The organism is Streptomyces yaizuensis, from assembly GCF_034961445.1.
In the GTDB taxonomy this organism is placed as follows: domain Bacteria; phylum Actinomycetota; class Actinomycetes; order Streptomycetales; family Streptomycetaceae; genus Streptomyces; species Streptomyces yaizuensis.
The window spans coordinates 163300-183624 of the sequence record NZ_BSBI01000014.1 but is presented as its reverse complement, the minus strand read 5'-3'; the positions used below and the strand labels follow the sequence as shown (position 1 = coordinate 183624).

Sequence of the window (20325 nt, the reverse complement as noted above, 5' to 3'; positions counted from 1 at the left end):
CTGGCTCACCTCCTGGGGAGCGGCAAAGAACGGTGCCATTCGTGGAACGCGGGCAGCACGGCGCGGAGAACACGGAAAGCCGATATTCCTCCGCGGACCGTGGCCGGACGGATCAGCTCGTGCCCGGGAGCGTCCACGACCACCCGGACGGCCGCAACGGGGCGGGGCCCGGCGGCCAGCGCGGCCCGCAGCGCGGCGGCGGACTCCATGTCGACGGCGATGGCGCCGGTGGTCCGCAGCCGCTCCCGCTCGCGCCGGCCGACGATGCGGTCGGAGCCGGTGAGGGTGCCGGTGTGGACGCGGTGGCCGGGGACGGCCCGGGCGACGGCGGCGGCGAGCAGCGCGGCGCCGGTGCAGTGGCCGGGCTCCGCGAAGGCCCCCGCCGGAGCCCCCGCCGGAGCCCCGGCCGACGTGCCCGCCGGGGCGGCCCCGGCCGGATCGTGGACGGTGTCGGCGACGACCACGTCCCCGGGGAGCATCCCGGGGGCGAGCCCGGCGCAGAAGCCGGAGGCGAGGACCGCCGCGTGGCGCAGCGGCCCGGTGGCGAGCGCCCCTCGTACGGCCCGTCCGGCGCGGTCGGGTCCCATGCCGGTACGGACCAGGGTGACCGGGCCCGGGTGGCCGCCGGGGCCGGTGCGGGCGGGGCGCAGCGCCAGCTGTTCGATGCCGAGGGCGCAGGCGATCAGCAGGGGCAGGGGGAGCGGCGGGGGCGCGGGCTCACCGGCCGGTGCGGTCGGCATCAGCCGGCCGGGTGGCGGGCGGGGGCGGGGGCCCGGTCGCCGGAGAGGATCACCGGGGCGGCCAGGTCACTCACGTCATCCAGGTCACTCGCGTCACCGGTGCCGCCCGGGGCGCCGGGGCCGCCGGGCGCGCTCAGATAGCGGCCGAGCGCGGTGAGCGGGAAGACCTGCCGGTAGAGGTGGTAGTTGATGGAGAAGTCCCAGGGGAAGCCGGTGCCGGTGTAGTGGGGCTCGTCCCAGGAGCCGTCGTCCCGCTGGGTACGGGCGAGGTGGGCGATGCCGCGCGTGACCTGGGGGCTGTCCCGCTCCCCCGCCGCGAGCAGCGCGAGGAGCGCCCAGGCGGTCTGGGAGGCGGTGGACTCGCCCCGGCCCGCCCAGCCCTCCTCCTGGTAGGAGCGCTGGTCCTCGCCCCAGCCGCCGTCCTCGTTCTGGACGGAGCCGAGCCACCGCACGGCGCGGCGGACGGCGGGGTGGCCCCCGGGGAATCCCGCCGCGACCAGGGCCGGGACCACCGCCCCCGTACCGTAGAGGTAGTTGGTGCCCCACCGGCCGAACCAGGCTCCGCAGGGCTCCTGGTGGGCGAGGAGCCAGTCGATGCCGCGCCGGGCGCGCGGGTGGTGGGCCCGGCCCTCGTGGGCCAGCATCTCCACGACGTGCGCGGTGACGTCGGCGGACGGCGGGTCGGTGACCTCGCCGAAGTCGCAGAACGGCAGCCGGCCGGGGAAGGCGCTGGTGTTGTCGGCGTCGAAGGCGGCCCAGCCGCCGTCCGCGCACTGCATGCCGAGGGTCCACCGCCCGGCGCGGGCGACGGCGGCGTCGACCCGGGCGGGTTCGGGGTGGCGCACCCGGCGCAGCGCGAGGATCACCTCGGCGGTGTCGTCGATGTCGGGATAGGTGTCGTTGTGGAACTCGAAGGCCCAGCCGCCGGGGGCGAGCCAGGGGCGGCGGACCGCCCAGTCGCCGGGCCGTACGACCTCCTCGCCGAGGAGCCAGTCGGCGGCCCGGACCAGGGCCGGGTGGTCGGCGGGGAGCCCGGCGTCGGCGAGGGCGACGGCGGCGAGGGCGGTGTCCCAGACGGGTGACTGGCACGCCTCCACCATCCGGGAGCCGTCCTCGCGCCAGACGGCGAAGCGGTCCAGGGAGGCCAGTCCGGCGCGGAGCACCGGGTGGTCCAGGTCGTAGCCGAGCAGATGGAGGGCGATGAGGGAGTAGACGGCGGGCGGCTGGATCCCGCCCCAGCAGCCGTCGTTCTCCTGCCGTTCCACGATCCAGCGGGCGGCGGCACCGAGGGCGGCCCGGCGCAGTGACCGGGGCACGAGCCGGCGGTTGCGGCGCAGCGCGCGGTCGGCGCGCTGGAAGAAGCCGTCCCATGTGGTGGCGGGGGCGAGGGGGCGCCGGGGGTGGGGGTCGCCCGGGTCGGTGTGCAGCTCGTCCAGGTCGAAGGGGGCGGGCCGGACCGGGCGTTTGGCGGAGACGACGGTCAGCGGGACGACGGTCTGCCGGGCCCAGCAGCCGAAGTCGTAGATGTTCAGCGGGAACCAGGACGGGAGGAAGATCAGCTCGGGGGGCAGTTCGGGCAGTTCGTCCCAGGGCCACCAGCCGAAGAGCGCGAGCCAGATCCGGGTGAAGACGCGGGTGCCGGCGATGCCGCCGTGGCGGCGGACCCAGCCGGAGGCGCGGGCCATGTGGGGGTCGCCGGGCTGATCGCCGGCGAGCCGGAGGGCGATGTACGCCTCGACGGTGGCGGAGAGTTCGCCGGGGCCGCCGTGGAAGGTGGCCCAGGCGCCGTCGGCGCGCTGTTCGTCCCGGATGTAGCGGGCCGCCGCCGTGGTGGTGCGGGCGTCGCGGATGCCGAGGAACTGCCGCAGCAGCAGATCCTCCGCGTCCATGGTCACATTGGTCTGGAGGTCGCCCTTCCACCAGCCCTCGGCGTGCTGCCGGCCGAGGAGGTGGCCGACGGAGCGGGTGGTGGCCCGGCGGGCTTCGTCGGCGGGGCTCCCGGGTTCCTGGGCCGGGGCGGGGCGGCCCGCCGCCGGCACCGCGCCGGTGGCCGCTCCCGCCCGCGCGGGCCCGCCGCCTGAATCGGTCGTCGCTGTCATCGCTTCCCCTTGCCGTGCGGTGGTGCCTGGTGCTGTGCGGGGGTCGCCGTCGGCGGATGTCCGGGGTGGGTCCGGTCACCGGCGAGCGGCGCCGGCTATCCCGGGCACGGGGCACAGGGGAGGCGAGGGGGGAGCGGGGTGGGCGCGGGGCGTGACCGCCACCACGGCGGCGGGGAACGACGGCGGTCCGGGGTACGGAATCGGGTGCATGTCCGGTGGCCTCCCGGTCTCACGGTGTCCGGTCGGGGCCGGGACCTGTCGTGGGGATCCTGCTGGGCTCGCGTGCCCCGGTGCCCGGTCGGGCCGTCCGGCGCGGGCGGGCCCCGGTTCGCGGGAGTGGCCCGGGGCCTGTGACACCGTCAACGCCGAAAGCCCCGATAGGTCACCGTCCCCGACGGCCGTTGTGGGGCACCGGTCCGGCGAACGGGTGCACCGGGCCGGCCCCGCGGTGGTCACCGGAGCGCCACCACCGGGCCCGGGGCCGCCGTCCGACGGGCGGTCACCACGTGCGGGCGGTCACCCGCGTACGGCCCGGTCGCCACGTACGGCCCGGTCGCCGTATGCGGACGGTCGCCCCGCGCGGGCTGTCACCGCGTGCGGCCCGGTCACCGCTTGCGGACGACCACGAAGTCGGCGAGCGCGGTGAGCTGCGCCCGGACCAGCTCGGGCATGTCGACCCCGTCCAGCGCGTCCAGCGCGATCGCGTGCTGCCGCCGGGCCTCCTGGGAGGTCCACTCCCGGCCGCCCGCCTCCTCGATGAGCGCCGCCCGCATGGCGAACTCCTCCTCCGAGAACGCGTCGAGGTCATGGCTCTTGGCGTCGGCGGCGAGCAGGGACGCCAGCCGGGTGGACGCGGGGCCGCCGGCCGCCAGGGCGGCCACCACCGGCAGCGACTTCTTGCGCTGGCGCAGATCGCTCCAGGTCTGCTTGCCGGTGGCCTCCGGGTCGCCCCAGATGCCCAGCAGGTCGTCGACGGCCTGGAAGGCGAGCCCCAGGTGGTACCCGTACGCCTCCAGGGTGTCGGCGGTGCGGTCGTCCGCCCCGCCGAGGACGGCGCCGATGGAGACGGCGCAGGCGAGCAGGGCGCCCGTCTTGTTGCCCTCCATCTCCAGGCACTCCTCGACGGTGACCCGCTCGCGGTACTCGTACGAGATGTCCTGGGCCTGGCCGTCGATGAGCTTGCGGGTCGCGGCGGTCAGCCGGCGGGTGGCCCGCCCCGCCTCCACGGTGCCCAGCTCCAGCAGGACCTCGTTGGCCAGGGCGAAGAGGGCGTCACCGACGAGGATCGCCTGCGCGGGGCCGTGCACCTTCCAGACGGTGTCGCGGTGGCGGCGCTGCTCGTCGCCGTCCATGAGGTCGTCGTGCAGCAGCGAGAAGTTGTGCACCAGCTCCACGGCGACGGCGCCGGGGACACCGGTCTCGGGGCCGGCCCCCGCGGCCTCGGCGGACAGCAGCGCGAGCGCGGGGCGCACGGCCTTGCCGCCGTCGCCGTCGGCGGGCCTCCCCTCGGCGTCGATCCAGCCGAAGTGGTAGGCCGCGACGGTGTTCATCGGGCTGGCCAGCCGGTCGACGGCGGCGCGCAGCTCCGGGGTCGACATCGCCCTGCCGCGCTCCAGCAGCGCGGCGATGTCCACACCCGCCGCGATATCGTCAGCCGGGTTCGCCGAAGGCACAGTCGGCACGGTCTCTCCTCTTGTTCCGGTACTCGGACTCACGCCGCCTCCTTGAGCGGATGTTCGTGGGGGCGGCCGAGAGCACGGAGTGCGGCGCCGGCGGCGGTGAATCCGCTGCGCACGGCGCCCTCCATGGTCGCGGGCCAGCCGGTGGCGGTCCAGGCGCCCGCGAGGTACAGGCCGGGCGCTCGGGTGTGCGTACCGGGGCGCAGTCTGCCGACACCGGGCGCGGGGTCGAAGGTCGCCGTCCGCTCCCGGGTGACGAAGAAGTCGCGCACCTCGGCACCGCGGGTGGGGGGCAACAGCCGCTCCAGCTCGGGAAGGTAGCGCTCGCGCAGTTCGGCGACGGGGGCGTCGATCTCGTCCCCGGCGGCGGACTGGGAGAGCGCCAGGTACTGGCCCTCCGCCAGCCCGGACGCCGCGGTGCGGTCGAACACCCACTGGACGGGGCTGCCGAGCGCGGCGAAGAAGGGACGGCGCAGCACGGTGCGGTCGTACAGGACGTGGATGTTGAGAATCGGCGCGGTGCCGATGTCGAGGAGCCGGTCGGCGTCGTCGAGCGCGCCGTCGGGCAGCAGGGCGTGGGCCTCGCGCTGGGCGGTGGCGAGGACGACGGTGTCGGCGCTCAGGGCCTCGCCGTCGACGGCGACGGACCAGCCGTCGCCGTCGCGGGTGACGGCGCGGACCTTGACGCCGCTCTCGGTACGGACGCCGGCCGCCGCGAGGGCCTTGCGGGCGAGGGTGTCGTGCAGCTCGCCGAGGGGGACCCGGGCCCAGCCGATGTCGGCGGCCCCGGGGTCGGAGAGCAGCCCGGTCTTGAAGACCATGGCGGCCAGGCCCATGGAGGTGCGGGGGGCGGTGGCGTTCAGGGTGGCGACGCCGACGAGGTCCCACAGGGCTTCGACGGCGCGCGGGGACTGGCCGTGGCGGCCGAGCCAGGTGGCGAAGTCGATGCCGTCGAGCGCGGGGTCGGCGGGGTCGAGCCGGCCGAGGGCGAGCGCGGCGCGCGCGGCCCCCGCCCGTTCGGTGAGGGAGAGGTGGGGGTAGGACGCGAGGCTGGCGGCCAGGTGGAGGGGGACGGGCAGGGCGGAGCGGCGCAGCCGGCCGAGGCGGGCTCCGGCGGGCCTGCGCGGGTCGACGACGGGGACGTCCAACCGGTCCTGCACGGGCGCGAGATGCGCGCCGTCGACCCGTTCCAGGAACCAGCGGTACGCGGTGCAGCAGCGCAGGTAGACGTGTTGTCCGTTGTCGACGGTGAGGTCGCCCCGGCGGAAGGAGAACGCGAGCCCGCCGAGCCGGGGGCGGCTCTCCACGAGGGTGACGTCGGCCCCGCCGTCGGCGAGCCGGAGCGCGGCGGTGGTCCCGGCGAGCCCGCCGCCGATGACGACGGCGCGGGGGCGCGTGGGGTCCTGGAGCGTGGTCATGCGCGCCCCCTGAGGGCCTGGCGGCCGATGTGGCGGGCGTCGAGACCGGAGAGGCCGCGCACCGCGACGTACGCCTTCTCCGGGCCGGGGAGCGAGACGCGGCCGCGCAGGACGGCCCCGGGGTCGCGCTCGATCCGGTCGAGGAGCCGGCGGTAGATCCCGGCCATGGCGGCGACGCAGGCGCCGCTGCGCCGGTCCAGCAGGGGCAGCAGCCGGTAGCCCTCGGCGAAGAGGGCGCGGGCGCGGCGCACTTCGTAGTGGATCAGGCCGGTGAAGTCGGAGCCGGGCGGCGGGAAGGGGGTGTGGAACCCTGCCGAGCAGCCGAATTTGGCGAGGTCGTCGGCGGGCAGGTAGGTGCGCCCGTTGGCGGCGTCCTCGCGCAGGTCGCGCAGGATGTTGGTGAGTTGGAGGGCGAGGCCGAGGGTGTCGGCGTACTCGGCGGCGCGCTCGGCGCCCGGGGCGCCGGGCTGGGTGCCGAAGACGCCCAGGGAGAGCCGTCCGATGGCGCCGGCCACGCAGCGGCAGTAGGTCCGCAGGTCGTCCCAGGTCTCGTAGGTCTCGCCGCGGACGTCCATGAGGACGCCGTCGATCAGCTCGTCGAGCCCTTCGAGGGGGACGGGGAACCGGCGGGCGGTGTCGGCGAGGGCGACGGCGACCGGGTCGGTGTCGTCGTCGGCGACGTCCCCGGTGCGCACCCGCTCCAGCAGGGCGCGGGTGGCCGTCAGGCGGTCGTGCTTGGCGCCGGGGTCCAGCGGGCCGTCACCGATGTCGTCCACCCGGCGGGAGAACGCGTACAGCGCGGACATGGCCTGCCGCTTGTCGGTGGGCAGCAGACGGATGCCGTACGCGAAATTGCGTGCCTGCCGTGCGGTGACGGCCTCGCAGTAGCTGTAGGCGGCCTCGACCGGTGCCGGGGGTTGGGGGGAGTGCTCCACGGTCCGGCTCACCTCTCTTTACGGGCTCGTCGCAGAACGGCTCCCACATCGTGCAGAAGTCGCGTCCTGGTGGGTCTGGGCGGTCCGGGCAGCACGTCGTGTCCGGCCGCGGCGATCGCGGCCAGGGCCGCCCGGCCACCGCCGACGAAGCCGGCGAGCAGCAGCCGCAGCCGGCCATGGACACTGCCCACCAGCGGGACCCCTTCGTCCAGCAGGCGGTGGGCACGGTCCGCCTGATAGGCAACGAGGGCGCGGACGGAAGCGTTCCCGGTCGGCGCGGCGAGATCGGCCTCGCTGACGTGGAACCGCCGCATGTCCTCGGCCGGGAGGTAGATCCGGTCCCGGGCCAGGTCCTCGGCGACGTCCTGGAGGTGTTCGACGATCTGGAGGGCCGTGCAGACCGCGTCGGACCTGCGCAGGCGCTCGGGGGTGAGGGTGCCGCTGACCTGGAGGACGAGCTGTCCGACGGGGTTGGCGGAGAGGGCGCAGTAGGCGAGCAGGTCGTCGTGGCTCTCGTAGCGCCGCACCCGCTGGTCCTGCCGGTTGGCGGCGATCAGCCCGAGGAACGGCTCGATGGTGAGGGAGCGGTCGCGGACCGGGGCCCGCAGCGCGCGCAGCAGCGGGTGGCGCACCCCCTCGCCGCCGGGGGCGAAGACCCGGCGCAGGTCCGCTTCGAGGGCGTCGAGCAGGGCGGTCCGGTCATCCGCGGCCTCGGGGCCGACGCCCAGCAGCCGGGCGTCGCCGCCGCCGGGGGCGAGGTCGCCGTCACCGATGTCGTCGACGAGCCGGGCGTAGCCGTAGAGGGCCATGAGGTCCGCGCGCCAGGCGCGGGGCAGGAAGAAGGGGGCCACGGGGAAGTTCTCGGCGGTGGCCTTGTCCAGGGTGTGGCGCGCGCCGGGGTCCGCCGGGACCTGCGGGTGCGTCTGTGGGGTTCCGGTCATACGTGGCTGCCAGGTGCGGGGACGGCGAAAGCCTCGCGAAGCTGGAGATCTTTGATCATTGCCGTCACAGCTCCCGTTCTACACTGCCGATCCAATCCATCCTATTTCGGACACGCCGCCGGTCATCACGACTGCGGGGGGTCCGTACGCCGGACAAGGCATCGGGGATGTATCGCCGCACTTGCCGCGATTCGATACCGGTACAGCTTACGTGGTGCAAGACCCGGACCGGTGTCCGGGCGGCCTGCTGCCGATGTGTACGCCGCACGGGCGGCCAACCTTCCCTCGGGGCCCCGGACTTGGCCCGCCCCGGGCGCCGGGGCCGGATCGTGGGGGGCGGGGAGCTGTGGCGCGGCGGCGGGGCGGTCCGCTCCCCCGCCGGGGCGCCCCGGCGGACGCGGCAAGGCCCCCGCCGGGGATGTCTCAGCGGGGGCCTTGGCCACGGCCGCACGGCGAAGCGCGGATCGCGCTCCGGCGGCTACTTACCGGTTTCCTTCTCGTATGCCTTGAGCACCTCGTCGGTGGGGCCGTCCATCAGCAGCTTCCCGGCCTCCAGCCAGAGCACCCGGTCGCAGGTGTCCCGGATGGACTTGTTGCTGTGGCTGACGAGGAAGACGGTGCCGGCCTCCTTGCGCAGCTCGCGGATGCGCTGCTCGGAGCGGATCTGGAACTTGCGGTCACCGGTGGCCAGGGCCTCGTCGATCATCAGGACGTCGTGGTCCTTGGCCGCCGCGATGGAGAACCGCAGCCGGGCGCCCATGCCGGAGGAGTAGGTGCGCATGGGCAGGGTGATGAAGTCGCCCTTCTCGTTGATCCCGGAGAAGTCGACGATGGACTGGTAGCGCTCCTTGATCTGCTCGCGCGACATGCCCATGGCCAGGCCGCCGAGGATCACATTGCGCTCACCGGTGAGGTCGCCCATCAGCGCGGCGTTCACGCCGAGCAGCGAGGGCTGACCGTCGGTGTAGACATGGCCGCGCTCCGTGGGCAGCAGTCCGGCTATGGCGCGCAGCAGGGTCGACTTGCCGGAGCCGTTGGTGCCGATGAGGCCGATGGCCTCGCCGCGGTGGGCGGTGAAGGACACGCCCTTGACGGCGTGCACCTCGCGCACGCCGCTCTGCCGCCGGCCCTTCTTGCCGCGCAGGATCTTGCTCAGGGCGGCGGTGGCGCTGCCCCGGCCGCCGGCGCCGGCGTTCACCCGGTAGACGATGTGGACATCGTCGGCGATGACGGTGGGAGCCCGTCGAGAGTTGTCGTCAGCCACGGCCGTACCGCTCCTCCGCCTTCCAGAAATACACGAATCCGAAGACGCCGACGAGCAGGGCCCAGCCCAGGGCGAGCGCCCAGACGTGGTCCGGCAGGTACTCGGAGCCATAGCCGTCGATCAGCGCGAAGCGGATCAGGTCCATGTAGACGGCCGCGGGGTTCCACTGGAGGATGTCGGCGATCCAGGCCGGCTTGTCCTTCAGCATCAACGGGATGGAGAACATCACACCGGACGCGTACATCCAGGTCCGCATGACGAACGGCATCAGCTGGGCGAGGTCGGGCGTCTTGCTGCCCAGCCGGGCCATGATCAGCGCGAGGCCGGTGTTGAAGACGAACTGGAGCACCAGCGCCGGGAGGATCAGCAGCCACGACAGCGTGGGATAGCTGCCGAAGGCGACCACGATCACCAGCAGCACGATCATCGAGAACAGGAGCTGCTGGAGCTGCTGGAGGGCGAAGGAGATGGGCAGCGAGGCGCGCGGGAAGTGCAGGGCCCGCACCAGCCCCAGATTGCCGGAGATCGCCCGCACGCCCGACATCACCGAACTCTGGGTGAAGGTGAAGACGAAGACACCCGTCACCAGGAACGGCACGAAGACGTCTTCGGAGAAGTCGTTCTTCGTCCCGAGGATCAGACCGAAGATCAGGTAGTAGACCAGCGCGTTGAGGAGCGGGGTCACGACCTGCCACAGCTGGCCCAGCTTGGCCTTGCTGTACTGGGCGGTCAGCTTGGCCTGCGAGAACGCCAGGATGAAGTGGCGCCGGCCCCAGAGCTGGCGGATGTACTCGACCAGACCGGGCCGGGCCCCGCTGACCGAAAGACCGTACTTGGCGGCGAGCTGCGCCGGGGTCAGCCCGTCGTCCTCCGTTGGCCGGGCGGTCATGGCGACCGCACCGTCGGGGGTTGTGTCACTCACAAGTGGAAACTTTCGTCTTCGAGATGCGCGGCAGTGGGGGCGCGGCCCCGGGCGACGCCGGTTGCACCGGAGTGCTCAGGGCCCCAGCTTGTCAGATCACCGGGAGGCGGCCCAGTCGGGTGAGCCGCCTCACAGTACGGCACGTGGGTACGCCGGTCACCTGAGTCTGCTGGAAGCGAGGATCGACACCAGGTGCAGCAGGGTCTGGACGACGGCGATGCCGGCCAGGACCGCGATTCCGAGGCGGGTGAAGAACAGGTCCCCCTGGACCAGGTCGAGAACGGCCATCACCAGGATGAAGAGGCTGGCCTCGATGCCGCCGACGAGCCGGTGGAACTTGAGCGCGGCGGCGGCGCGGCGGGCCAGGGCCAGACCGGAGGAGCGGGGTACGGACGCCTCGTCCTTGACGGCGGGCAGGCCGCTGCGCTGGCGGGCGACGTCCACGAGGTCGGTCTCGGCCTTGATCAGGATCGCGCCGAGCGCGGCGAGGGTGCCGAGGAAGGCCCACAGCCACTCGGGGTCGCCCGCGCCGAAGAGGTCGGCGCCGCGGAGGCCGAAGCCGATCAGCAGGGCCGCTTCGCAGAGGTAGTGGCCGATCCGGTCGAGGTAGACGCCGGTGATCGAGGTCTGGCCGCGCCAGCGGGCGACCTCGCCGTCGACGCAGTCGAGCAGCAGATAGACCTGGAACAGCACCGCCGCGAGGATCGCCCCGGTCAGCCCGGGGATCAGCAGGGCGGCGCCGCCCGCTATGCCCACCACGACCATGAGGTAGGTCAGCTGGTTGGGGGTGATCCTGGTGTTCACCAGGTACGGGTCGCAGCGCAGCGAGATCTCGCGCATGTACAGGCGGCCGGCCCAGTGCTCGCCGCTGCGCCGGTCCTTCACGCCCTCCGGGTGAACGACGGGGCGGAGTTCAGCTACGGATGGTCTTGGCATAGTCGGCGTACGCGTCCCTGATCTGGTCGGTGGAGAGGTCGAGGTGCTCAAGGATGGTGAAGCGGCCCGGCCGGGTCCGCGGCGCGTACTCCACGGCGCGGACGAATTCGTCGGCGGTGAAGCCGATGTCCTCGGGCAGCACCGGCAGCCCGTGCCGGCGCAGCACCTCGGCGAAGAGGGCCGCCTGCTCGCCCGCCCCGCGCAGATGCATGGCGAAGGCGGCACCGAGGCCGACCTGTTCGCCGTGGCTGGCCGCGCGCTGCGGGTACAGCAGGTCGAAGGCGTGGCTGATCTCGTGGCAGGCGCCGGACGAGGGCCGGGTGTCCCCGCTGATCGACATGGCGATCCCGGTGAGGACGAGGGCTTCGGCGAGGACGATCAGGAAGTCGTCGTCGCCGATGTCGCCGGGGTGGCGCAGCACCGCTTCGCCGGCGGTGCGGGCCATGGCGGCGGCCAGTCCGTCGACGGGCTCGCCGTTGACCCGCTGGGACAGCTGCCAGTCCGCGAGGGCGGAGAGGTTGGAGACGGTGTCGCCGATGCCGGAGCGGATATAGCGGGCCGGGGCGTCGCGGATCACATCGAGGTCGATGACCATGGCGATCGGCGAGGGGACCCCGTAGGAGCCGCGCCCGTTGTCGTTGTCCAGGGTGGCGACCGGCGAGCAGATGCCGTCGTGCGCCAGATTGGTGGCGACCGACACCATCGGCAGGCCGACGCGGGCCGCCGCGTACTTCGTCACGTCGATGATCTTGCCGCCGCCGAGGGCGACCACCGCGTCGTAGCGGCGGCCCCGGATCGCGTCGGCGAGCCGGACGGCGGAGTCGATGGTGCCGTCGGCGACCTCGAACCAGTCCGCGCCGGGGAGCAGCGGTTCGAGCCGCTGGCGCAGGGCCCGGCCGGAACCGCCGCTGAGCGCGACGGCGAGGGTGCCGGACGCGGAGATCCGCTGGTCGGCGAGGAGGCCGGCCAGATCGTCCAGCGCTCCCGACCGGATGTCGACGACGACCGGCGACGGGATCAGCCGGGTCAGTACTGGCACGCGATCTCACGGCCCTTCGCGAGGTCGTCGTGGTTGTCGATCTCGACCCAGGTGACGTCGCCGATGGGGGCGACGTCGACGGTGTGGCCGCGGTCGACCAGCTCCTGGTAGCCGTCCTCGTAGTAGAGGTCGGGGTCGCGCTCGAAGGTCGCCCTCAGCGCGTCGGCCAGGTCCTCGGCGGCCTCGGGCTCGATGAGGGTGACGCCGATGTACTCGCCGGTCGCGGTGGCGGGGTCCATCAGCTTGGTGATGCGGCGCACGCCCCGGCCGTCCTCGCAGACGACCTTCATCTCCTCGTCGGCGAGGCTCTTCACGGTGTCGAGGGCGAGGATGATCTTCTTGCCCTCCCCCCGGGCGGCCAGCAGGGTGCGCTCGACGGAGACCGGGTGGACGGTGTCGCCGTTGGCGAGGATGACGCCCCGCTTCAGCACGTCACGGGCGCACCACAGGGAGTAGGCGTTGTTCCATTCCTCGGCCTTGTCGTTCTCGACCAGGGTGAGCTTGAGGCCGTAGCGGGCCTCCAGGGCCGCCTGGCGCTCGTACACGGCCTCCTTGCGGTAGCCGACGACGATCGCGGCCTCGGTGAGGCCGATCTCGGCGAAGTTGGCCAGGGTGAGGTCGAGAACGGTCTTCTCGCCGTCCACGGGCACGAGGGCCTTCGGGAGCGTGTCGGTGTAGGGGCGCAGACGCCGTCCGGCACCGGCGGCCAGTACCAGGCCGATCATGCGGGTTCTCCTTCGTCGTGTACGGCGGGCGCCCCGGAGGACACCCAGAAGCGGATGCTCTCCACCAGCACCACGAGAGCGACCGCGGCGGCCAGGGCCGTCAGCGCCCAGCGGTAGTCCGGGGCGGCGACGAGAGCGGCCAGCAGGGCGACGGCCAGCGTCCGGCCCTCGTGCCCGCCGATCACCCGCACGAGCCAGCCCGGGGGCGCCCCGGTGCCGCCACGGATGCGGTAGACCGTGTCGTAGTGATGGTAGGCGACCGCGGCGACCAGCCCGAAGGCCGCGGGCAGGGCGCCGGGGGCGTCCGCGCGGGCGGCGAGCGCCAGCACCGTGCCGTACTCGGCGGCCCGCAGGACGGGCGGCACCAGCCAGTCGAGGGCGCCCTTCAGCGGGCGGGCGACGGCGATCCCGGAGGTCAGGACGTAGAGCGCGGCGGCGGCGAGCGGCCAGGGCGAGCCGTACGGGCTCAGCGCGGCCGTGGCGACGAGGACGGCGGCGCCGAGCAGGGCCAGGACGGGTGCGGCCAGGGCGGGCAGCCTGCGGGCGAGCGGGGCACTCACGCGGGCGACGGCGCCGGCGAGCGGCCCCGAGTCGGCGAGGTCGGCCAGTGCCTGGGCGGCCCGGTCGGTCCGTACGGCCTTGCGGGTCACCGAGCGCAGCAGGCGTCCGGCGGTGGTGTAGCAGGCGGCGAAGCCGCAGCCGATGAGCAGGGCCCAGAAGACGACACGGGGTGTGGTCAGCGCGGTCAGCACCGCGATCATGGCCCAGCGCTCGCCGATCGGCAGCACGATCATGCGCCGTACCCATACCGTCCAGCCGACGCTGTCGAGCTTGTCGGAGAGGGCGGCGGTGGGGCTGGTGTTGGAGACGGCGTCGTGGTTGGCCTCGTTGAAGGAGAAGTCCACGACGTGCCGGCAGGTCTGGAGGACCATCGCGGCCAGGGCCAGCGCCCATACGTCGTCGCCGCCCCGGGCCGCCCCGAGGGCCAGGCCCGCGTAGTAGGCGTACTCCTTGGCCCGGTCGAAGGTGGCGTCCAGCCAGGCGCCCATGGTCGAGTACTGGAGCGAGTAGCGGGCGAGCTGCCCGTCGGTGCAGTCCAGGACGAAGGAGACGATCAGCAGCACTCCGGCGGCGACGTAGCCGCTCCGGGTGCCGGTGGCCGCGCAGCCCGCCGCGATCAGCGCGGTGATCAGGGAGGCGGTGGTGACCTGGTTGGGGGTGAAGCCCCGGCGGGCGCACCAGCGCGCGATGTAGCGCGAGTAGGGGCTGACGCAGTAGGTCGTGAAGAAGCCGTCGCGGGCCTTGACGGCGGAGCGCAGCCGCACGGCCTCGTCGTCGACGGCGGCCACGGCCCGGCGGGCCTCGTCGCGGGCGGCCGGGTCGGCGGGTACGGCCGCGACCAGGGAGCCCAGCTCCGGGCGGTGCACGGGGGTGCCCTCCGCGCCCTCGTCCAGGGAGCGGGCGAGGGTGTCGGGGAGCACGGTGTCCACGGCGGTGGTGCCGCTCCCGCCGCCGGCTCCGGCCAGCGCACGCGTGAGGGCGGCGCGGGCCGCCGGCTGCGCGGTGAGGGCGCCGGGGACGGCGGCCAGGGGGAACCGGGGGTCGGTCAGCGCGAGCCGCAGGGCGTGCACGTGTCCGACGAAGCGCGTGTCCACGACCGCGACCCGCTCGGCGGCGGGGACGGCGGCGATCAGGGCGGCGGTCTCATCGGCGCCCGGGGACACCCGTACGTCGAAGCCCAGCGACCGCAGATCGCCCTCAAGCGACGAACCGGGCACGGGCGGACCGGTGAGGATGGCGGTCGACAGACGAACTCACTCCTTGGAACCGATGAGGTGTGGGCGCGCGGCGGCCCGGCCCGGTGACACGGGCGGCGGCACGTCGGCGAAGGCTTCGGCAGAGGCTATCGGATGCGCTGGGAGGGGAGTTCACCGGTGGTTCACGCCCCGGGGGCGGCGACGGCCGCCCGGCCGGGCCCCGAGGACCCCTGCCGGAGATCATCATTGTCGATCACCACCGCCCCGGCAAACCCCGGCCCCGGACCACGGGCGAGCGGGGGGAAGAAAAGGGGCAGGGTCTAGGGTCTCTCGTCTGGATCAGGCTGGGTGAGGGAGCGGGGTCTGGTGCCGTGGATCGCAAGGCGGAGGATGGGGGTACCTCCCGGGCCGCCAGGCCCAGGGGGCGAGTCCCTGCGGAGCAGCGGCGACTGACGACAACGCGGCGAGGCGCGGTGCCAGGGCACGCGAGCCCCAGCAAGATCCAGACGAGAGGCCCTAGGCTTGCGGGCATGACGTGGCTGATCACAGGTGGAGCGGGGTACATCGGGGCGCATGTGGCGCGCGCGATGGCACAGGCGGGCGAGGCGGCGGTCGTCCTGGACGATCTGTCGTCGGGTATCGCCGGGCGGCTCCCGGAGGGGGTCCCGCTGGTGCACGGGTCCGTCGGGGACCGGGAGGCCCTGGACCGGGTCCTGGCGGAGCACCGCGTCACGGGCGTGGTCCACCTGGCGGCCGCCAAGCAGGTCGCGGAGTCGGTGGAGCAGCCGCTGCGCTACTACCGGGAGAACGTGCACGGGCTGACGGTGCTGCTGGAGGCCGTGGTCGCGGCCGGGGTGCCCCGTTTCCTCTTCTCCTCGTCGGCGGCGGTGTACGGGGTCCCGGAGCTGGACCCGATCCCGGAGTCGGCGCCCTGTGTGCCGATCAATCCGTACGGTGAGACCAAGCTCGCGGGCGAGTGGCTGGTCCGCGCCGCCGGGCGGGCGTACGGGCTGCGCACGGCCTGTCTGCGCTATTTCAACGTGGCGGGCGCCGAGCGGCCGGAGCTGGCGGACACCGGCGTCTTCAACATCGTCCCGATGTTCTTCGACCGGATCACCCGGGGCGAGGAGCCGAGGATCTTCGGCGACGACTATCCGACGCCGGACGGCACCTGCATCCGGGACTACATCCATGTCTCGGATCTCGCGGACGCGCATCTGACGGTGGCCCGCCGGCTCGCGGAGCGGGGGGAGCCCGGGGACCTCACGGTGAACATCGGGCGCGGGGCCGGGGTCTCCGTGCGGGAGCTGGCGGCCCTGGTGGGCGAGGTCACCGGTGTGCCGGTGCGGCCCGTGGTGGAGCCGCGCCGCCCGGGGGACGCCGCCCGCGCGGTCGCCTCGGTGGATCTGATCGCCGCCGAGCTGGGCTGGTCGGCGAAGCGCGGGGTGCGCGAGATGGTCGAGTCGGCCTGGGCCGGGTGGCTGCTGCGCCACCCGGAGGCGGCGCGGCAGGACGGCTGAGGGACCGGGACCGGGCGCCGCGCCCGCGTCACGGAAGGCTGCCCTCCGTGACGGAAGGCCGCGCGCACGTGTCGGCCATGGCCCGCGCCGGGGTGCGCGCGGCCGGTGCGCCGCACTGCGCACCGGCACGGACCCGATGCCTCCGCAGGGACCGCCGAACGATCTCCGCCATGGCTGTGAACCACCGGACAAACGTCTGACCTGCGCATCGTTTCCGCAGGTCAGAGGAGATGACAACGGTGTTCAGTGCCGTGTTGCCCATACCCCCCACCCGTAGTTCACTGGGGTCTCGTCAGAGCGGTTCGGACGTTGATCTGGAGGCGTTTCATGGGGGCTGGGCACGATCACGGACACAGTCACGGAGGGTCCGTCCCGACGGGCACCGCCGCCGCGGCCTACCGGGGCCGGCTGCGGATCGCGCTGTCCATCACCCTGGGCGTCATGGTCCTGGAGATCGTCGGCGGTGTCGTGACCGGCTCGCTGGCGCTGGTCGCCGACGCGGCCCACATGGCGACGGACGCCATCGGACTCGCCGTCGCGCTGCTCGCCATCCACTTCGCCAACCGGCCGGCGAGCGCCAACCGCACCTTCGGGCTCGCCCGGGCCGAGATACTCGCGGCACTCGCCAACTGTCTGCTGCTCCTCGGCGTCGGCAGCTACGTCGTCTTCGAGGCGGTGCAGCGGTTCATCACCCCGGCCGAGACCAAGGGCGGGCTGACCATCGTCTTCGCCCTGATCGGCCTGGTCGCCAACGTGATCTCGCTCTCACTGCTGATGCGCGGCCAGAAGGACAGCCTCAATGTCCGGGGCGCCTATCTGGAGGTCATGGCCGACGCCCTCGGCTCGGTCGCCGTGCTGATCTCCGCCACGATCATCCTCACCACCGGCTGGCAGACCGCCGACCCCATCGCCTCGATCCTGATCGGTCTGATGATCGTGCCCCGGACCGTGAAGCTGCTGCGGGAGACGGTGAACGTCCTGCTGGAGGCCGCGCCCAAGGGCGTCGACATGGCGGAGGTACGGGCCCATCTGCTGGCCCTGCCCGGTGTGGAGGACGTGCACGACCTGCACGCCTGGACGATCACCTCGGGGATGCCGGTGCTCTCCGCGCATGTGGTGGTCAGCCCGGAAACGCTGGACTCCGTCGGCCACGAACGGATGCTCCACGATCTTCAGGGCTGCCTCGGGACCCACTTCGACGTCGAGCACTGCACCTTCCAGCTGGAGCCCGCCGGGCACGCGGAGCACGAGGCCGGGCTCTGTCACTGACACCACCGCCCGACACCACCGCCACCGCCCGCCGGGGGTGCTGCGCGGACCGGGTGAGTCCCAGGCCGCCTGATGATCGGCGGGGGATTCGCCCGGGGTCCGCCGGGGCACGATCCGGTAGTCCGCAGGCCCCGGCCCCCCGGCCCGCGCCGGGACCGGCCGGGGCCCGGCGGCCGCCCCGGGACATGCCAGGGCGGCGCTGAATGCGGACGGACCATGTGCGTACGGCACACTGGGCAGGCCCGACAGGGCGAGACCACAGCGAAGGATGGTTATGCCGACCTCACCGACCTCACCGACCTCACCGGCCACCGCGAACACCGAGGCGACCGGCGCTTTGCAAGAGATCCTGCTCGAACTGGTCGATGAGCACGGCACCACGATCGGCACGGCGGAGAAGCTGGCCGCGCACCAGCCGCCCGGCCTGCTGCACCGGGCGTTCTCGGTCTTCCTCTTCGACGAGCGGGGGCGGCTGCTGCTCCAGCGGCGCGCGCTGGGGAAGTACCACTCCCCCGGTGTCTGGTCGAACACCTGCTGCGGCCACCCCTACCCCGGCGAGTCCCCGCTCGCGGCGGCGGCCCGGCGCACCCACGAGGAGCTGGGGATCTCCCCGTCGCTCCTGGCCGAGGCGGGCACGGTCCGCTACAACCACCCGGATCCGGCGTCGGGCCTCGTGGAGCAGGAGTTCAACCACCTCTTCGTCGGGCTGGTGTCCGCCGCGCCCGAGCCGGACCCGGAGGAGGTCGGCGAGACGGCCTTCGTGACCGCGGAGGAGCTGGCCGCCCGGCATGCCGAGGCGCCGTTCTCGGCCTGGTTCATGACGGTGCTGGACGCGGCCCGGCCCGCGATCCGGGAGCTGACGGGCCCGTCCGGCGGCTGGTAGGACACCCCGCGACGCCCGCGTCCGGGCGCCGGGACGACCGGTGACAGGCGGCAGGCGGGCGGGGCCCGGCTCTCAGACCGGCTTGAGCGGCAGCTCGGCCCAGACCGCCTTGCCGCCGCCCGCCGTCTGCTCCACGTCGTAGCGCCCGCCCGCCGCCACGGTGATCTCGCGGACGAGCAGCAGCCCCCGCCCCCCGGTCCCGGTCTGCGCGCCGTCCGTCTCCAGCGCCCGGGGCCGGTAGGGGTGCAGGTCCGCCACCGACAGCCGGATCCAGCCGCCCCGTACGGTGATCTCCACCGCCGCCCGGGGCGACAGCACGGCCGCGTGCTTGACGGCGTTGGTGACCAGCTCGGAGACGATCAGCAGCAGCCCCTCCTCGATGTCCTCGTGGAGGGGTAACTCCTGGTGGCGCAGGAGGTCCCGGACCGCCCTGCGGGCCCTGGGCACCGAGATCTCGATGGTGGGAACGGTGAAGCGCCAGACTCCGTCGTACGACTGCGGCCGGACGGGTACGCTCCCGCGGCTCTCCATGAATCCGGCACCCACTCTCTGCTCGACTGTCCCGGTCCTTGGGAGCACAAGTGTTGGCGGGCGGCCGGTCCGGGCCAGGACACTGAACGCAAGTCAGCGTCAATCGACGGCTTCTGACCGGGGTGCGTATGACAGAGGCTCTTGCGCGACTGCTCCTGATCCGCTTGTGGTCGTTCGCCCGGTTATGCCGCCCCCGGGCCGTTGGATCCGGCTAGTACGTACGGTTCCCCGGTACGCCGGGGCCCGCGTCCGGATCGGTGACCATGCCGACGATCCGGCGCCCGCCGACCCCGATCGCGATCAGCCCGAGGCCGTCGAAGAGCAGCGCCAGCGAGAAGAACAGCCCGAGGACGTACCGGCTGCTCTCGGGCCAGCTGGCCAGCACCAGGATGCCCAGCAGCAGCCCGACGGCGCCCTGGAAGAGCATCCAGCCGAACTGGGGTCCCCGTACCACCAGGCTTCCCACCAGCCGGAACAGCCCGCCGGTCAGGAAGAGCAGCGCGGCGAAGAGGGTCAGGGCCTCGGCCGAGCCCCGGGGGTGCAGGATCACGACCACCCCGGCCGCGAGATTCAGGGCGGCGACCACCACGGCCAGCCAGAAGTATTCGCTGCCCCGGGACTGGAAGGCCTGCACCAGCCCGACCAGGCCGCCGATCAGCAGCAGCCAGCCGAAGAGCAGCATCGAGGTCAGGGTGGCGAAGCCGGTGTAGACGAGTCCGACGAGACCGGCGATCACCAGGATCACCCCCAGGACCGTCAGCAGCCGGAAGCCGCGCTTCAGCTTCCGGGGCTCCGCTCCGGTACCGGCCATGGTCTCCTCCTCGCCAGCACCCCCCTCGTACCCCTCCTTGATCGTAGGTCCGCCGGCGCCGGATAGCATCCGGCGCATGGAGCAGCCGGAGCCGCCACCGGGGCTGACGCACACCGTCGTGGACGGGGTCGCCACCGTGGTGATCAGCAATCCCGCCAAGCGCAACGCGATGACCACGGCGATGTGGCGGGCGCTGCCCCCGCTGCTGGACGCGCTGGCGGCGGATCCCGCCGTGCGGGTCCTGGTGCTCACCGGCGCGGGTGCGGCGTTCTGCGCGGGCGCGGACATCGCCGCGTTGCGGGAGCCGGGCACCGGGGCGCAGGAGGCGGCGGTGCGGGCGGAGGAGGCCCTCGCCGCCTTTCCCCGGCCGACGCTCGCGGCGGTCCGCGGCCCCTGTGTCGGCGGGGGCGCTCAGCTGGCCGTCGCCTGCGATCTGCGGTTCGCCGAGGAGGGCGCGGTCTTCGGGGTGACCCCGGCGCGGCTCGGCGTCGTCTACCCGGCCGCCGCCACCCGCCGGCTGATCGCGCTGACCGGCCCGGCGACCGCCAAGTACCTGCTCTTCTCGGCGGAGCTGATCGACACGGGCCGGGCGCTGCGCGGCGGTCTGGTGGACGAGGTGCTGCCGCCCGGCGCTCTGGCGGAGCGGGTCGCCGCCTTCACCCGGGTGCTCACCGGGCGGTCGCTGCTGACGCAGACGGCCGCCAAGGAGTTCGCGGCGGGGGACGCCGGCCCGGAGCGCGTGGCCCACTGGGAGCGCCAGGCGCGGGAGCAGGCGCTGCCCGGCGGGGACACCGCCGAGGGCGCCGCCGCCTTCCTGGAGCGCCGCTCCCCGCGCTTCACGTGGAACGGGTGAGCC

Annotated in this window: 18 protein-coding genes; 4 read left to right on the top strand and 14 right to left on the bottom strand. The window is 73.7% G+C overall.

The window, feature by feature from the left end; all coding sequences use genetic code 11:
• Positions 1-5 precede the first annotated feature (5 nt).
• The 12 genes from SYYSPA8_RS29440 to SYYSPA8_RS29385 all read right to left on the bottom strand — a co-directional run bounded on the left by SYYSPA8_RS29440 (position 6) and on the right by SYYSPA8_RS29385 (position 14506).
• Positions 6-740: a phosphorylase family protein gene (locus SYYSPA8_RS29440; RefSeq protein WP_323450419.1), complete on the bottom strand. Its 735-nt coding sequence runs from the start codon at positions 738-740 to the stop codon at positions 6-8.
• The gene (gene shc / locus SYYSPA8_RS29435) at positions 740-2839 is read right to left on the bottom strand and encodes a squalene--hopene cyclase (RefSeq protein WP_323450418.1); all 2100 of its coding nucleotides are present in this window, start codon (positions 2837-2839) and stop codon (positions 740-742) included. Before shc ends, SYYSPA8_RS29440 begins: the two co-directional genes overlap by 1 nt.
• Positions 2840-3444: 605 nt before the next feature.
• Positions 3445-4512: a polyprenyl synthetase family protein gene (locus SYYSPA8_RS29430; protein ID WP_323450490.1), complete on the bottom strand. Its 1068-nt coding sequence runs from the start codon at positions 4510-4512 to the stop codon at positions 3445-3447.
• Positions 4513-4550: 38 nt separating this feature from the next.
• Complete coding sequence (hpnE, locus tag SYYSPA8_RS29425) at positions 4551-5936, bottom strand: hydroxysqualene dehydroxylase HpnE (RefSeq protein ID WP_323450417.1); 1386 nt, start codon at positions 5934-5936, stop codon at positions 4551-4553.
• Positions 5933-6883: a presqualene diphosphate synthase HpnD gene (gene hpnD / locus SYYSPA8_RS29420; RefSeq protein ID WP_323450416.1), complete on the bottom strand. Its 951-nt coding sequence runs from the start codon at positions 6881-6883 to the stop codon at positions 5933-5935. The genes hpnE and hpnD overlap by 4 nt, the downstream gene beginning before the upstream one ends.
• Positions 6880-7812: a squalene synthase HpnC gene (hpnC, locus tag SYYSPA8_RS29415; RefSeq protein WP_323450415.1), complete on the bottom strand. Its 933-nt coding sequence runs from the start codon at positions 7810-7812 to the stop codon at positions 6880-6882. Before hpnC ends, hpnD begins: the two co-directional genes overlap by 4 nt.
• A gap of 478 nt (positions 7813-8290) precedes the next feature.
• Positions 8291-9076, bottom strand: a complete 786-nt coding sequence (locus SYYSPA8_RS29410) for an ABC transporter ATP-binding protein (RefSeq protein ID WP_323450414.1) — start codon at positions 9074-9076, stop codon at positions 8291-8293.
• On the bottom strand, positions 9069-9998 hold the full coding sequence (locus SYYSPA8_RS29405; protein ID WP_323450413.1) for an ABC transporter permease: 930 nt from the start codon (positions 9996-9998) through the stop codon (positions 9069-9071). The genes SYYSPA8_RS29410 and SYYSPA8_RS29405 overlap by 8 nt, the downstream gene beginning before the upstream one ends.
• A gap of 156 nt (positions 9999-10154) precedes the next feature.
• Entirely contained in the window at positions 10155-10934 is a 780-nt protein-coding gene (locus SYYSPA8_RS29400) for a CDP-alcohol phosphatidyltransferase family protein (protein WP_323450412.1), read from the bottom strand.
• The gene (locus SYYSPA8_RS29395) at positions 10912-11973 is read right to left on the bottom strand and encodes an iron-containing alcohol dehydrogenase family protein (protein ID WP_323450411.1); all 1062 of its coding nucleotides are present in this window, start codon (positions 11971-11973) and stop codon (positions 10912-10914) included. Before SYYSPA8_RS29395 ends, SYYSPA8_RS29400 begins: the two co-directional genes overlap by 23 nt.
• Positions 11961-12698, bottom strand: a complete 738-nt coding sequence (locus SYYSPA8_RS29390) for a phosphocholine cytidylyltransferase family protein (RefSeq protein WP_323450410.1) — start codon at positions 12696-12698, stop codon at positions 11961-11963. The genes SYYSPA8_RS29395 and SYYSPA8_RS29390 overlap by 13 nt, the downstream gene beginning before the upstream one ends.
• The gene (locus SYYSPA8_RS29385) at positions 12695-14506 is read right to left on the bottom strand and encodes a DUF5941 domain-containing protein (RefSeq protein ID WP_323450489.1); all 1812 of its coding nucleotides are present in this window, start codon (positions 14504-14506) and stop codon (positions 12695-12697) included. Before SYYSPA8_RS29385 ends, SYYSPA8_RS29390 begins: the two co-directional genes overlap by 4 nt.
• Positions 14507-14985: 479 nt before the next feature.
• On the opposite strand from SYYSPA8_RS29385, the gene galE reads away from it, so the two are divergent.
• From galE to idi, 3 genes are all read left to right on the top strand, one after another.
• Positions 14986-15975 (top strand): UDP-glucose 4-epimerase GalE, encoded by a 990-nt coding sequence (gene galE / locus SYYSPA8_RS29380; protein ID WP_323450409.1) that lies wholly within the window; start codon positions 14986-14988, stop codon positions 15973-15975.
• A gap of 327 nt (positions 15976-16302) precedes the next feature.
• Positions 16303-17244 carry a cation diffusion facilitator family transporter gene (locus SYYSPA8_RS29375; protein ID WP_323450408.1) on the top strand — a complete coding sequence of 314 codons (942 nt, stop codon included), beginning with the start codon at positions 16303-16305 and terminating at the stop codon, positions 17242-17244.
• 268 nt (positions 17245-17512) lie between these two features.
• Positions 17513-18127 carry an isopentenyl-diphosphate Delta-isomerase gene (idi, locus tag SYYSPA8_RS29370; protein WP_407706111.1) on the top strand — a complete coding sequence of 205 codons (615 nt, stop codon included), beginning with the start codon at positions 17513-17515 and terminating at the stop codon, positions 18125-18127.
• Between the two features lie 72 nt (positions 18128-18199).
• On the opposite strand, the gene SYYSPA8_RS29365 is transcribed toward idi, so the two are convergent.
• The gene (locus tag SYYSPA8_RS29365) at positions 18200-18658 is read right to left on the bottom strand and encodes an ATP-binding protein (protein ID WP_323450406.1); all 459 of its coding nucleotides are present in this window, start codon (positions 18656-18658) and stop codon (positions 18200-18202) included.
• A gap of 211 nt (positions 18659-18869) precedes the next feature.
• Positions 18870-19469, bottom strand: coding sequence for an HdeD family acid-resistance protein (locus SYYSPA8_RS29360; protein WP_323450405.1), 600 nt, complete (start codon positions 19467-19469; stop codon positions 18870-18872).
• Positions 19470-19545: 76 nt separating this feature from the next.
• On the opposite strand from SYYSPA8_RS29360, the gene SYYSPA8_RS29355 reads away from it, so the two are divergent.
• Positions 19546-20322, top strand: coding sequence for an enoyl-CoA hydratase/isomerase family protein (locus SYYSPA8_RS29355; RefSeq protein ID WP_323450404.1), 777 nt, complete (start codon positions 19546-19548; stop codon positions 20320-20322).
• Positions 20323-20325 lie beyond the last annotated feature (3 nt).

What these genes read in the sequence shown, in the direction of transcription:
- SYYSPA8_RS29365 (WP_323450406.1), bottom strand. Translation starts at nt 18,658, where the DNA reads ATGGAGAGCCGCGGGAGCGTACCCGTCCGGCCGCAGTCGTACGACGGA.
- hpnC (WP_323450415.1), bottom strand. Translation starts at nt 7,812, where the DNA reads ATGACCGGAACCCCACAGACGCACCCGCAGGTCCCGGCGGACCCCGGC.
- galE (WP_323450409.1), top strand. Translation starts at nt 14,986, where the DNA reads ATGACGTGGCTGATCACAGGTGGAGCGGGGTACATCGGGGCGCATGTG.
- idi (WP_407706111.1), top strand. Translation starts at nt 17,513, where the DNA reads ATGGTTATGCCGACCTCACCGACCTCACCGACCTCACCGGCCACCGCG.
- SYYSPA8_RS29440 (WP_323450419.1), bottom strand. Translation starts at nt 740, where the DNA reads ATGCCGACCGCACCGGCCGGTGAGCCCGCGCCCCCGCCGCTCCCCCTG.
- shc (WP_323450418.1), bottom strand. Translation starts at nt 2,839, where the DNA reads ATGACAGCGACGACCGATTCAGGCGGCGGGCCCGCGCGGGCGGGAGCG.
- SYYSPA8_RS29400 (WP_323450412.1), bottom strand. Translation starts at nt 10,934, where the DNA reads ATGCCAAGACCATCCGTAGCTGAACTCCGCCCCGTCGTTCACCCGGAG.
- hpnE (WP_323450417.1), bottom strand. Translation starts at nt 5,936, where the DNA reads ATGACCACGCTCCAGGACCCCACGCGCCCCCGCGCCGTCGTCATCGGC.
- SYYSPA8_RS29355 (WP_323450404.1), top strand. Translation starts at nt 19,546, where the DNA reads ATGGAGCAGCCGGAGCCGCCACCGGGGCTGACGCACACCGTCGTGGAC.
- SYYSPA8_RS29360 (WP_323450405.1), bottom strand. Translation starts at nt 19,469, where the DNA reads ATGGCCGGTACCGGAGCGGAGCCCCGGAAGCTGAAGCGCGGCTTCCGG.
- SYYSPA8_RS29375 (WP_323450408.1), top strand. Translation starts at nt 16,303, where the DNA reads ATGGGGGCTGGGCACGATCACGGACACAGTCACGGAGGGTCCGTCCCG.
- SYYSPA8_RS29390 (WP_323450410.1), bottom strand. Translation starts at nt 12,698, where the DNA reads ATGATCGGCCTGGTACTGGCCGCCGGTGCCGGACGGCGTCTGCGCCCC.